The organism is Arthrobacter oryzae (assembly GCF_037911235.1).
In the GTDB taxonomy this organism is placed as follows: Bacteria; Actinomycetota; Actinomycetes; order Actinomycetales; family Micrococcaceae; genus Arthrobacter; species Arthrobacter oryzae_E.
Genome location: NZ_JBBLYW010000052.1, coordinates 1 through 12,495, shown reverse-complemented (window position 1 = coordinate 12,495; position 12,495 = coordinate 1). Strand labels below are relative to the sequence as shown.

The window sequence follows — 12,495 nt, the reverse complement described above, 5'->3', positions numbered from 1 at the left end:
GTGTTCCCTGACCTGGCCGCGGTGCCGCGCTGAATAGTGCAAGATGGAACCATGAGTGCCGAGGATCTTGAGAACTATGAAACCGACATGGAGCTGCAGCTCTACCGCGAATACCGTGACGTCGTCGGGCTGTTCAGCTACGTAGTCGAGACCGAACGGCGTTTCTATCTTGCCAACCATGTGGACCTGCAGGCGCGCAGCGCCGACGGCGAAGTCTACTTTGACCTCACGCTCCAGGACGCCTGGGTGTGGGATGTCTACCGCTCCGCCCGTTTCGTCAAGAGCGTGCGGGTGATCACCTTCAAAGACGTCAACGTGGAAGAGCTGCCCCGCAACGAGGAACTGGCCCTTCCGAAGGATGTGGACCTGGGCAACTAGCGCAGGCGCATGACGCAGTCGCCTGAGGTTGCTGTGAGGGATTGATTCCTGGTTCTGTTCCGACGGCTTACCGCGATGCGGCGGGGTCTCGCGTCCGCTGAAGCGGTCTGCGCACTGCCTGAGATGCGCAACCCTGGCCAAGCGGCTTCCGCCATGGGGCAACTTCTCCTCCACAGCATCTGTTTGCCGGGGTTTCACACATAGCGCCCTCCGCCGGTATGCCTGTCTCCGCCCGTCGCGCAGGCTGGTTGCGGAGGTAAGAATGAGAGCCAAAGACTTGCTTGGCCGGCGCGGGGAAGAACTAGCTGCCGGATATCTGGAATCACAGGGCATGCGGATCGTGGACCGCAACTGGCGGTGTTCCGAGGGTGAAATAGACATCGTGGCCCTTGACGGCGATTCGCTGGTCATCGCCGAGGTGAAAACGCGCAAATCCCTCGCCTACGGGCATCCTTTCGAAGCCGTCGGCGTCGCCAAGCTGGCGCGGTTGCACAGGCTCGCGTCGGCATGGTGTCGCGATCACGAACTCCGCATGCCCTTCCGCCGCGTCGACGTAGTTGCCGTGCTGGACGACGGCGCCGGCCAGCCGCGGGTGGAGCACCTCAAAGGGGTGGGGTAAGTGGCACTGGGCAGGACATATTCAGTGGCGCTTGTAGGACTCAACGGGTACATCGTGGAGGTCGAAGCTGACATCGGGCAAACTCTGCCCGCCTTCGTCATTCTTGGCCTGCCGGACGCCTCACTGAACGAAGCCAAGGAACGGATCCGGTCCGCCGCGCAAAACTCGGGCATTCCGTTGAGCCGTCGTAAGATCACCGCGAACCTGATACCGGCATCGCTGCCAAAACGAGGGTCCGGTTTTGACCTGGCCATCACCATGGCCGTCCTTCGCGCCGCTAATGACATCCGCTCCACGGCACGGACGGTCTTTATCGCCGAACTGGGCCTCGACGGCAGGCTCAGGCCGGTGCGCGGCATACTTCCGGCCGTAATGGCCGCCGTGCAGGCGGGGTACCCGGACATTGTGGTGGCGCAGGCAAATGCCGCGGAGGCCATGCTTGTGCCGGGCGCCAAGGTCCGGGGGTACAGGACCCTCGCGCGCCTCGCCTGCGACTTCGGGGCTGATCCGCAGGAGCTCGCCCTGGACTTCGAACCAGAAGACGATGACTCCGCCGGCGATGTTGCAGCCGGTGCCGGGGCGGCGCCTGATATGTGCGATGTCTCCGGCCAGGGCGAGGCGCGGCGGGCACTCGAAGTTGCGGCCGCCGGTGCCCACCATCTGCTGCTGTCCGGCCCGCCCGGGGCCGGGAAGACAATGCTTGCCGAGCGGCTCCCGGGACTCCTGCCGGACCTTGCTGACACCGAGGCCATGGAAGTGACCGCCATTCACTCCTTGTGTGCGCTGCCGTCTTCCTCCGTGCAGCTCCTGCGCCGGCCGCCGTTTGAAAATCCGCACCACAGCGCTACTGCAGCGGCCATCATCGGGGGCGGATCAGGGCTGCCGCGGCCTGGCGCCGCCTCCAGGGCCCACCGTGGTGTGCTGTTTCTTGACGAGGCTCCGGAATACGAACGGCGGGTCCTCGATGCGCTCAGGCAACCGTTGGAAAGCGGCGAACTGGTGATCCACCGGTCCGCCGGCACCGCCGCCTATCCGGCAAGGTTCCAACTGGTGCTCGCTGCCAACCCCTGTCCCTGCGGGAAAGCTTCGGGGAAAGGTCTGGACTGCACCTGTACCCCCATGATGAGGCGCCGCTACCTGGCCCGGATGTCCGGGCCGTTGCTGGACCGGGTGGACATCCAGTTGCAGGTGGAGCGGGTTTCGCTTGCCGACTTTGGACGCACTGGAGCGGAGGAAGACACCCCTACTGTCGCCGCCCGGGTCCGTGACGCCCGGGTGCGCCAGCTGGAAAGACTCCGTCCCTTGGGGCTGGAAACCAACTCGCAGGTCCCGGGCCGTGTCCTTCGCGGAGCACTGCGCCTGGCGGCACCCACCACGCGCATCCTGGACCACTCGCTTGAACGCGGCGTCCTTACTGCCCGCGGCTACGACCGCGTCCTGCGCCTCGCGTGGACGCTGGCGGACCTGGCTTGCCGTGACACCCCGGACCTCAACGACATCGGGCAGGCGCTGGGACTCCGGCAAGCCGCCTCGGCTGCCGCCTGAAAGGAAAACGATGACTGACCATGAACGCATTGCGCGGGCCGCCCTGTCGCGTCTAATGGAGCCGCAGGATGCTGTGGGCCTGGCGCTCGTAAGAACCGCCGGCGCAGTGGATGCGCTCCGAATCGCCACCGGCCAGCTGGCGTCCGGTCCTCAGCTTGAACAGGACATCACCGCGTTATTGTCGGAGCACGGCACCGTCAGCTGGCCGGGAATGAACGCCTCGCTCAAGCGCTGGGCCCCGCGCGTCCCAGACCTGTCTCCTGAACGGGACCTGGCCACTATACACCGGCTGGGCGGCCGCATGATCATGCCGTCCGACGAACTATGGCCCGGGCAGCTGGCTGACCTGGACCTTCATGAACCCATTTGCCTTTGGTGGCGAGGTGTGGAGCATCCCCTGCCCGCAGCGTCGAAGTCTGTTGCCCTTGTCGGGTCCCGCGACAGCACAAGCTACGGCGCTGCCGTCACCGGCGACCTCGCCTATTCATTGGCCCAACGAGGCTTCACTATCGTTTCGGGCGGGGCGTACGGGATCGATGCGCATGCCCACCGGGCTGCGCTGGCGGGCGCCGGGGACACCATGCCCACCATCGCCGTCATGGCCGGGGGAGTGGACCGCTTTTATCCGTCCGGGAACGAAGACCTGCTGAGGACTGTAGCGAACCAGGGGGCGGTCCTGGCGGAGGTCCCGCCCGGTTCCGCTCCCACCCGGTACCGGTTCCTTCAGCGGAACCGCCTTATCGCCGCCTTGTCGTCAGTCACCGTCGTGGTGGAGGCGCGGTGGCGCTCCGGTGCACTGAACACGGCACACCACGCTGAAACCCTGGGCAGGGCCGTCGGGGCCGTCCCCGGCTCCGTGCACAGCGCCAATTCGGCCGGTTGCCACAGGCTGATCCGCGAAGGCGGTGCCATCTGCGTCACGGACGCCGGTGAAATCGCCGAACTCGCCTCGCCCAGCGGCGAATCGCTGGCCGACCCGGCCGCGGGGAAGCGCGCTGACCACGATGGCCTTACCCTGGAAGACCTCATCCTGCTCGATGCATTGCCGTTGCGGTCCACGAGCTCGGTCGAAAAGCTGACGTCGGTGGCCGGACTGAGCGCGGAGTCGGTCAGGGCAGGACTCGGCCGGCTGGGACTGCTGGGGCTGGCCGAATCCGAACGCGGGGGCTGGAAAAGGTCCCGCAAGGCGTGCTGAGTGGGCTGCTGCCGGTCAGCCCGGGGGCGGCAGGGGTTGCGGGTTTCGTGAACTGAACTGAACGCCGAAGCTGCGTGGTTCCTTGATTGGCGGCCGAATGGTGGGAAAGTTGGACCGTGGACACCCCAGATCTCCCGGCAGCCCTCGCTGGCGCCGCGCACGGCTTCGGCCGCTACCTCGAAGGCGAACGGGCCCGGTCCCCGCACACCGTGCGCGCCTACCTGTCCGACGTCCACAGTCTGTTGTCGGCTGCGGCAGCGGACGGCGCCACCGACCTCGAAGGGATCGAACTCTCCACGCTGCGGCGCTGGCTCGGCGTCCAGAGTGAGGCGGGCATGTCCCGTTCCACCTTGGCGCGGCGCGCTGCCACGGCCCGGTCCTTCACCGCCTGGGCCGTGCGCGAAGAACTTCTCGAGGCCGACCCGGCGCTGCGCCTGAAGGCGCCGAAGCGGGAGAAATCCCTGCCGGGCGTCCTGCACCAGCAGCAGGTTGTCCGCGTCCTGGACGGGCTGAAGGCCGCCGCGGAAGACGGCGGCCCGCTGGCCCTTCGAAACCGGGCCATGGTGGAGTTGCTCTACGCCACGGGGGTCCGGGTCGGAGAACTGGCGGGCATGGACGTGGACGACCTCGACCCAGACCGCCGGACGCTCAGGGTAGTCGGCAAGGGCAACAAAGAGCGGACAGTGCCCTACGGGCTCCCGGCCGCAGTCGCCGTCGACGACTGGCTGCGCCGCGGACGGCCCCTGCTGGCAGTCGACGGAAGCGGCGCGGCGCTCTTCCTGGGGGCCCGGGGCCGCCGGGTGGACCAGCGGCAGGTTCGTGCGGTGGTGACGGACCTGCTCGACGCTCTGGGAGACACTGCTGCCACCGGGCCGCATGCACTCCGTCATTCCGCCGCCACCCATTTGCTGGACGGCGGAGCCGATCTCAGGGCCGTGCAGGAAATTCTCGGCCACAGCAGCCTGGCAACCACACAGATCTACACCCACGTCTCGGTTGACCGCCTGCGGCGAAGCTACCAGCAGGCGCATCCCCGCGCCTGAAGAAGTCTCCGCCGCCCGCTGCCAGCCGCCGCGGGGGAGCACTCCGCCGGCCACGCAAGTTTTCTGTTCACCTCCGGCGCGCCGAATTGCACTGGCGTAATTAGGCGGGGTACGGCACAATAAGAGTCATGTCCGGCAACTTTCAAGTCTGACTTGAAGCTCGCCCTCAAGCAGTTTCAGGCGGCGCCGGCACTAATTTCATAGCCTTGCAGGGACCACCGGCAGCACGCGGACCCGGCGCGGCAGACACACATTCAGGCAGAGGTCGTTGGGGAAGACGTACCTACAGCTATGGAGGATGGAATGTCTGTTGCAATGACCCGCGGTGTCTTGTTCGTTCACTCGGCCCCGACCGCCCTGTGCCCCCACGTTGAGTGGGCCATCGGGTCTGTCGTGGACAAGCGTACGGACCTGGAGTGGACTGCTCAGCCTGCTGCGCCCGGAATGTTCCGTTCGGAACTGTCCTGGACCGGCAGCCCGGGTACCGGCGCCCTTCTGGCGTCCGCCCTGCGCGGCTGGGCGCACCTGCGCTATGAAGTCACTGAGGAGCCCAGCCAGGGCGTGGATGGCGGACGATGGTCACACACCCCGGAGCTCGGAATCTTCCACGCGGTCACCGATGTGCACGGAAACATCATGGTCTCTGAAGACCGGATCCGCTACGCCTACGAGTCCGGTGCCGGTGACCCTTCCGCGGTGTACCACGAGCTGTCGCTGGCGCTCGGTGAAGCCTGGGACGAGGAACTGGAGCCGTTCAGGCATGCCGCCGAGGGTGCGCCCGTGCGGTGGCTCCACCAGGTGGGCTAGCGCCACGGGTTAACCCCTCCACGGCTAACCCATCCGCCGGCCGCATCGCAAAAACCTCCATAACGCATGAGGCCCCCGCCGGACGGCAGGGGCCTCATGCTGCGATGTCAAGCGCGGACGCTAGATGCTGCGGACCGCAATCACGGCGTTGTGGCCGCCGAAGCCGAACGAGTTGCTCAGCGCCACGATGTTGCCGGACGGCAGGTCGCGGGCAGTCTTGGTGACGACGTCGAGCGGGATCTCCGGATCCTGGTTTTCCAGGTTGATGGTCACCGGCGCCTTGCGCTCGTAGACGGCCAGTACTGTCAGGACGGCTTCAACGGCACCCGAGGCACCCAGCAGGTGGCCCATCTGGGACTTCGTGGCGGAAACCGCCACGTTGTCCACATGCGATCCCAGGGCGGCGCGAAGGGCAGTGTACTCAGGCTTGTCGCCCACCGGAGTGGACGTCGCATGCGCGTTGACGTGGACCACTTCCTCAGCCTGGATGCGGCCGTCGAACATGGCCGCTTTCAGGGCGCGGGTGGCACCCAGGCCCTGGGGGTCCGGGGCGGTGATGTGGTACGCGTCGGCAGTCACGGAGGTTCCGGCGAGTTCGCCGTAGATCCGGGCACCACGGGCAAGCGCGTGTTCCTCAGCCTCGATGACCAGGGCACCGGCGCCTTCACCCATGACGAAACCGTCGCGACCCGTGTCGTAGGGGCGTGACGCGTGCTCGGGATCGTCATTGCGGCGGGAAAGTGCCTGCATCGCGGCGAACGCGGCAATCGGCATCGGGTGGATCGCCGCTTCGGCTCCGCCGCAAACCACGACGTCAGCCTTGCCGGAGCGAATAAGGTCCAGGCCGAGGTGGAGGGCCTCGGTGCCGGATGCGCAGGCGGATACCGGGGTGTGGGCACCGGCACGGGCACCAAGGTCCAGGCTCACCGCTGCTGCCACGCCATTGGGCATCAGCATAGGCACGGTCATGGGCAGGACGCGTCGCGGACCTTTTTCGCGCAGGGTGTCCCAGGCGTCCAGCAGGGTCCAGACGCCGCCGATGCCCGTCGCGAAGGCCACTGCAAGGCGGTCGTGGTCCACTTCGGTAATACCGGAGTCGGCCCAGGCTTCGCGCGCGGCCACGACGCCGAACTGCGTGGACGGGTCCATCCGCTTCGCTTCTACGCGGCTCAGGACATCCAGCGCGGGGGTGGAGGCGCGGGCTGCGAAATGAACGGGCAGTTCATACTTGGCTACCCAGTCGTCCTCGAGCGTGCGTGCGCCGGAGACGCCCTTCAGCGCGTTGTTCCACATCGTGGGGACATCGCCGCCAATGGGCGTGGTGGCACCCAGACCGGTAATGACTACTTTGCGTGCCATGGGATCACTCTCTATCGGTGCGCATGCCGTATCCGGGGGATGCCTGGCCGGGAATGCGTGGGGAAAACTTGAGGTCATTCAGCGGTGCCCGGTCCGGGACGCTTGGTCAGCGACCCGGACCGGCAACCGGGTTCTGCCGTTGCCGGCAGGAGCCAGGACTAGGCCTGTGCGTTTGAGATGAAGCTGACAGCGTCACCGACGGTCTTGAGGTTCTTGACCTCTTCGTCCGGGATGCGCACGCCGAACTTTTCCTCAGCGTTGACCACGATGGTCATCATCGAGATGGAGTCGATGTCCAGGTCCTCGGTGAAGGACTTGTCCAGCTCGACGGCTTCGGTGGCGAGGCCGGTCTCTTCGTTGACGATTTCAGCCAGGCCGGCCAGGATCTCTTCGTTGCTAGCCATTGATGGCTCCTTTTCTTGTTGTTGCCGGCAGGTGCTGCCGGAAATGAGTCAAGCCGCGGTTACGGCTTGGTTCGCGAATCCGTGCTGTTCAGTACGTATTCAGTTGTGGGTAAAGGGTTCGGCTACGGAAGCACAATCACTTGGGCACCGAACACCAGGCCGGCACCGAATCCGATCTGCAGGGCGAGTCCGCCGCTGAGTTCCGGGTTTTCCTGCAGCAGGCGGTGGGTGGCAAGCGGAATGGAGGCTGCCGAGGTGTTTCCGGCCTCGGCGATGTCCCGGGCCACCTTGACGGTCTCGGGGAGCTTGAGCTTCTTGACCATCTCGTCGATGATGCGCATGTTGGCCTGGTGCGGGATGAAGGCTACGAGGTCTTCCGCCGTAATGCCGGCGACGTCGAGGGCCTGCTGGGCCACCTTGGCCATCTCCCAGACCGCCCAGCGGAACACAGTCTGGCCGTCCTGGCGCAGGGTGGGCCAGATCGCGGCGTCTGTGACGTCCGCCTCCGCGTTGCTCAGTGCTCCGGACTTGTTCGCGGCAAGGGCGAGTTCGCGGACATCGAGCAGGGAATGGGTCATGCCAATGGCGTCCCACTTGCTGCCGTCCGAACCCCAGACCGACGGGCCGATGCCGGGGGTGTCCGAGGGGCCGATCACCACGGCGCCTGCGCCGTCGCCAAGCAGGAACGAAATGGTGCGTTCGGTGTTGTCGATAACGTCCGACAGCTTCTCGGCACCAACCACCAGCACGTAGTCAGCGGCCCCGGAGCGCACGAGGGCGTCTCCCTGGGCGATGCCGTAGCAATAGCCGGCGCACGCGGCGGAGATGTCGAATGCGGGGGCAGGCGTTGCGCCAAGGCGGTCTGCCAGGCTCGCGGCAGCGGAGGGCGTCGCGTAAGGGTGCGTAACAGTGGAGACGATGACCGCGCCCAGCTGGCTGGCCTCGATGCCTGCTTTGGCCAGGGCTTCGCGGGCGGCACCTTCGGCCATGTCGATGACGCTGACGTCCGCAGGGGCCCGGTGGCGCGTCACGATGCCCGTGCGCTGCCGGATCCATTCGTCCGAAGAATCGATCCACTGGCAGACATCATCGTTGGTGACAATGACGTCGGGCCGGTAGGCGCCGAGTCCAAGGATGCGGGTGTGTTCCCGCAGCGGTGCCTGCTTGAGTGCGGGAGCGCTCATGCCTGTCCCTCCAGTTCTGCGAATAGGGCCAAGGCAGCGCTGAGGTCATCCGGAGTCTTGACGGCAACCGTCTTGACTCCGGGCATGCCCCGCTTGGCGAGTCCGGCCAGGGTTCCGGCCGGTGCGAGTTCGATGACGCCCGTGACGCCGCGCTGTACGAGCGTTTCCATGCAGAGGTCCCAGCGGACCGGGCGGGAGACCTGGGCGATGAGGCTGGCGACTGCTGCGCCGCCGTCGGAAATTTCCTTGCCGTCAAAGTTGGACAGCAGCGGCACCTGCGGGTTCCGGGGGTGCAGCGAGGGCTGCAGCGCTTTAAGCGCCGCGACGGCCGGGGACATGTGCGAGGTGTGGAAGGCTCCGGCGACTTTCAGCGGAATCACGCGGGCCTTGGCCGGGGGATTCTCCGCGAGAACTTTGAGCTGTTCGAACGTCCCCGCGGCCACGGTCTGGCCGGCACCGTTGACGTTGGCGGCCGTGGCGCCGGCTGCCTCAATGGCCGCGAGTACCTCGGCCGGATCTCCGCCAACCACAGCGCTCATGCCAGTGGGTGTGACGGCAGCGGCCGCAGCCATGCTGTTGGCGCGCTCCCGGACGAAGGTCATGGCTTCGGTCTCGGTCAGGACACCGGCAAGCGCCGACGCCGTGATCTCACCGACGGAGTGACCAGCGAGGACCACGGGAAGAGTGCTGAGTTCGACGTCGAACAGCGACTTTGCGGCCACCAGTCCGGCCGCCACGATCAGCGGCTGTGCCACCGCCGTGTCCTTGATGGTTTCCTCATCCGACGTGGTGCCGTGTGCGGTGAGGTCGATGCCTGCTATTTCACTGAGGGAGGCCAAATGGCCTGCGACGGGAGGCAGTTCCAGCCAAGGGGCCAGAAAACCATGGGTCTGGGAGCCCTGTCCAGGGCAGACGATTGCAAGCACGTATCCAGCTTTCCAAATTACCGCGTGATTCTCGGTGTATTCATGCACCAAGCTCACTGGGTCAGTTTGTAGGAAGTCTACAACGGTTCAGTTGCCGTTCCGGGACGGCTGGCGCTCCGTGGGGGCCTTCGGCGGAACGGAAAGCCGTCCCACCACGAGTGCCGCCTGAAGCACAAACGCCTCCCGCGGAAGGAGGGGATCCCAGCCGGTGACGTCACAAACGCGCTTGAGCCGGTAACGGACGGTGTTGGCGTGCACGAAGAGCTCGCGGGCCGTCGCTTCCAACGAGTGGCCCAGCTCCAGGTAGGTACCCAGCGTCTCCACCAGCCCGTTGGACGCGGCAACCAGCGGCCGGTAGATGTTCTTGATGAGGGACCTCCGAGCGGCGTCGTCCCCGGAAATGACCCGCTCAGGCAGCAGGTCGTCAGCAGCTACCGGGCGCGGCGCGGAGGGCCACGCGCGCGCCGCCGTCAGCCCTGCGAAGGCGGACTGAGCCGAACCGCTCGCTTCGAGGAGGGAACCCGCTTCCGGTCCGTAGACCACAGGGCCGGGGGCGAAAAGCTCGCTGAGCTTCAGGTAGGCGCTCTCCCGGTCCTGGACGCCGCCGAGGATCAGGATGAGGCGGTCGCCCTGGATTCCCACCAGGGCGTCCTCGGCGAACCGTCCGGCCGTCCGGCGCAGCTCGCTCACGTAGCTGGCGCTGGGTTCCGACGGCGAATTGCCCACCATGACGGTAAAACGCTCCTGCGCTTTCCAGCCAAGGGCGGCGATGCGGGACCGCAAGGCATCCGTATTCTCGCCCCGCAGGATCGCGTCCACAATCAGGGCCTCCAGCCTGGTGTCCCAGGACCCCCTCGACTCGGCGGCCCGGGCGTAGACGTCGGCGGCGGCAAAGGCCACTTCGCGCGAGTAACGGAGCACGGCTTCGCGGAGGGCGGGCTGGTCCGCCTCCGGAGCGATCACGGGAACCTGGTCCTCCACTACTTCCACCACGATCCTGATGAGCTGGAGGGCCTTCTGCAGGCTGATGGAGCGGGTCAGTTCAGTGGGTGCGGTCCCGAAGACGTCGGTAAGGATCCACGACGGCGAGCTGGGCCGCTCGTACCAGGTCACGAAAGCGGCGATGCCGTTCTGCGCCACCATCCCGAGCGCTGACCGCTCGTCGGAACTGAGGCGGCTGTACCAGGGCAGCGACTTTTCCAGCTCGCGCATGGTGGTGGTGGACAGCTGGCCCACACTTGCCCGGAGTTTCTTCAACGTCTGGGCTTTTTCCGGCGTCAGGGCGCGCGAGGCCGGCTTGCGCTTTGCGGGAGTGGGGGTGGGCTCTGCCATGCATCGAGCATACGGTGCGCGCAGTCCAAGCTCCATTTGTGCAAAGGCTACAACCTGCTTTGCGCTGCGTCACAGATCGGCGCAGTCCTCGCGTCAGTGTCCGCATACGACGACGGCGGCCCCCACCTGTGGTGAGGACCGCCGTCGTTATATCCCGGGTCAGGGGCGGTGCGTCAGGATTCGCCGCCGGCGTTCCCGGTGGAGCCTGCGTTCACGTTGTGCAGGCGGTACTTCTCAATTGCCTGGATCGGAGCCTGGGCGTCCACTTCGCTGCGGCGGGCCAGCATCTCCAGCGAACGGACCACGATGGAGTGGGTGTCGTTCTTGAAGAAGCGGCGGGCTGCGGCGCGGGTGTCGGAGAAGCCGAATCCGTCCGCGCCGAGGGAGGCGAACTCGTTCGGGAGGAACTGGCGGATCTGGTCCGGGACGGCCTTCATGTAGTCCGTGACTGCCACGATGGGGCCAGTAGCCCCTTCGAGCTGTGCCGTGACGAACGGCACCCGCGCCGGCTGGCCGGGGTTGAGGAAGGCTTCCTCTTCCGCTGCCATGGCGTCGCGGCGCAGTTCGTTCCAGGACGTGACGGACCAGACGTCCGCGGAGACGCCCCAGTCCTCGGCCAGGATCCGCTGGGCATCCAGCGCCCAGGGCACCGAAACGCCCGAGGCCAGGATCTGCGTGCGGGGGCCGTCGATCTTGGCCGGTGCCAGCAGGTAGATGCCCTTGATCACGCCTTCAACGTCCAGCTCTTCCGGCTCGGCCGGCTGGGTGATGGGTTCGTTGTAGACCGTGATGTAGTACATCAGGTTGCGGTCGGTCGAATCCGGGCCGTACATCCGTTCGATGCCGTCGCGGATGATGTGGCCCATTTCGTAGCCGTAGGCGGGGTCGTAGGTGACCACTGCCGGGTTGGTGGCGGCGAGGATGGGGGAGTGGCCGTCGGCGTGCTGGAGGCCTTCGCCGGTGAGGGTGGTCCGTCCTGCGGTGGCGCCGATGATGAAGCCGCGGGTCATTTGGTCCGCGGCGGCCCAGAAGGCGTCGCCGGTGCGCTGGAAGCCGAACATGGAGTAGAACACGTAGACCGGGATCAGCGGTACGCCGTGGGTGGCGTAGGCGGTGCCGGCGGCGGTGAAGGCTGCGACGGCGCCGGCTTCGTTGATGCCGGGGTGGATCAGCTGGCCCTGGGCGGATTCCTTGTAGGCCAGGACCAGGTCCCGGTCCACGGACAGGTAGTTCTGGCCCTTCGGGTTGTAGATCTTCGCCGTGGGGAAGAACGCGTCCATGCCGAACGTGCGGGCCTCATCGGGGATGATCGGCGCGATGTGCTTGCCGAACTCCTTGTCCCGCATGAGGTCCTTGAGCAGGCGGACGAACGCCATGGTGGTGGCTGCCTGCTGCTTGCCCGAACCGCGCTTGGCCACCTCGTAGGTCTTCGCGTCCGGCAAAGTGATGGAGTCATGCTTGCTGCGACGCTCCGGAACGGAACCGCCCAGGGCGGCCCGTCGCTCCATCATGTAGGCGATTTCCGGTGCGTCGTTGCCGGGGTGGTAGTACGGCGGCTGGTAGAGATCGTTTTCGAGCTGATCATCCGTGATCGGGATGCGCAGGTGGTCCCGGAACGACTTGAGGTCGTCCAGGGTGAGTTTTTTCATCTGGTGGGTGGCGTTGCGGCCTTCGAAGTGCGGGCCGAGGCCGTAGCCCTTGAC

12 protein-coding genes are annotated in these 12,495 nt (G+C 66.3%); 6 read left to right on the top strand and 6 right to left on the bottom strand.

Annotation, left to right across the window (positions count from 1 at the left end):
• The first annotated feature begins 51 nt into the window (after nucleotides 1-51).
• From WMN78_RS14935 to WMN78_RS14910, 6 genes are all read left to right on the top strand, one after another.
• On the top strand, nucleotides 52-378 hold the full coding sequence (locus WMN78_RS14935) for a DUF2469 domain-containing protein (protein WP_003806068.1): 327 nt from the start codon (nucleotides 52-54) through the stop codon (nucleotides 376-378).
• Between the two features lie 262 nt (nucleotides 379-640).
• The gene (locus WMN78_RS14930) at nucleotides 641-997 is read left to right on the top strand and encodes a YraN family protein (protein ID WP_340534528.1); all 357 of its coding nucleotides are present in this window, start codon (nucleotides 641-643) and stop codon (nucleotides 995-997) included.
• On the top strand, nucleotides 998-2,542 hold the full coding sequence (locus WMN78_RS14925) for a YifB family Mg chelatase-like AAA ATPase (protein ID WP_340534527.1): 1,545 nt from the start codon (nucleotides 998-1,000) through the stop codon (nucleotides 2,540-2,542).
• Nucleotides 2,543-2,552: 10 nt separating this feature from the next.
• The gene (dprA, locus tag WMN78_RS14920) at nucleotides 2,553-3,737 is read left to right on the top strand and encodes a DNA-processing protein DprA (protein WP_340534526.1); all 1,185 of its coding nucleotides are present in this window, start codon (nucleotides 2,553-2,555) and stop codon (nucleotides 3,735-3,737) included.
• Between the two features lie 116 nt (nucleotides 3,738-3,853).
• Complete coding sequence (locus WMN78_RS14915) at nucleotides 3,854-4,780, top strand: tyrosine recombinase XerC (RefSeq protein WP_340534525.1); 927 nt, start codon at nucleotides 3,854-3,856, stop codon at nucleotides 4,778-4,780.
• Nucleotides 4,781-5,083: 303 nt separating this feature from the next.
• Nucleotides 5,084-5,587, top strand: a complete 504-nt coding sequence (locus WMN78_RS14910) for a DUF3145 domain-containing protein (protein WP_011692312.1) — start codon at nucleotides 5,084-5,086, stop codon at nucleotides 5,585-5,587.
• A 120-nt stretch (nucleotides 5,588-5,707) separates the two neighbouring features.
• Here WMN78_RS14910 and fabF read toward each other — a convergent pair whose 3' ends face one another.
• From fabF to WMN78_RS14880, 6 genes are all read right to left on the bottom strand, one after another.
• Nucleotides 5,708-6,946 carry a beta-ketoacyl-ACP synthase II gene (fabF, locus tag WMN78_RS14905; RefSeq protein ID WP_340534524.1) on the bottom strand — a complete coding sequence of 413 codons (1,239 nt, stop codon included), beginning with the start codon at nucleotides 6,944-6,946 and terminating at the stop codon, nucleotides 5,708-5,710.
• 158 nt (nucleotides 6,947-7,104) lie between these two features.
• A complete protein-coding gene (locus tag WMN78_RS14900; RefSeq protein ID WP_214840220.1) occupies nucleotides 7,105-7,350 on the bottom strand; it encodes an acyl carrier protein in 246 nt (81 codons plus the stop codon).
• Nucleotides 7,351-7,472: 122 nt separating this feature from the next.
• The gene (locus WMN78_RS14895; protein ID WP_340534523.1) at nucleotides 7,473-8,534 is read right to left on the bottom strand and encodes a beta-ketoacyl-ACP synthase III; all 1,062 of its coding nucleotides are present in this window, start codon (nucleotides 8,532-8,534) and stop codon (nucleotides 7,473-7,475) included.
• Nucleotides 8,531-9,460 (bottom strand): ACP S-malonyltransferase, encoded by a 930-nt coding sequence (locus WMN78_RS14890; RefSeq protein ID WP_340534522.1) that lies wholly within the window; start codon nucleotides 9,458-9,460, stop codon nucleotides 8,531-8,533. The genes WMN78_RS14895 and WMN78_RS14890 overlap by 4 nt, the downstream gene beginning before the upstream one ends.
• Before the next feature lie 87 nt (nucleotides 9,461-9,547).
• A complete protein-coding gene (locus WMN78_RS14885) occupies nucleotides 9,548-10,792 on the bottom strand; it encodes a helix-turn-helix domain-containing protein (protein ID WP_340534521.1) in 1,245 nt (414 codons plus the stop codon).
• 173 nt (nucleotides 10,793-10,965) lie between these two features.
• On the bottom strand, nucleotides 10,966-12,495 hold a 1,530-nt coding region (locus WMN78_RS14880), incomplete at its 5' end, for a transketolase-like TK C-terminal-containing protein (protein WP_425341156.1).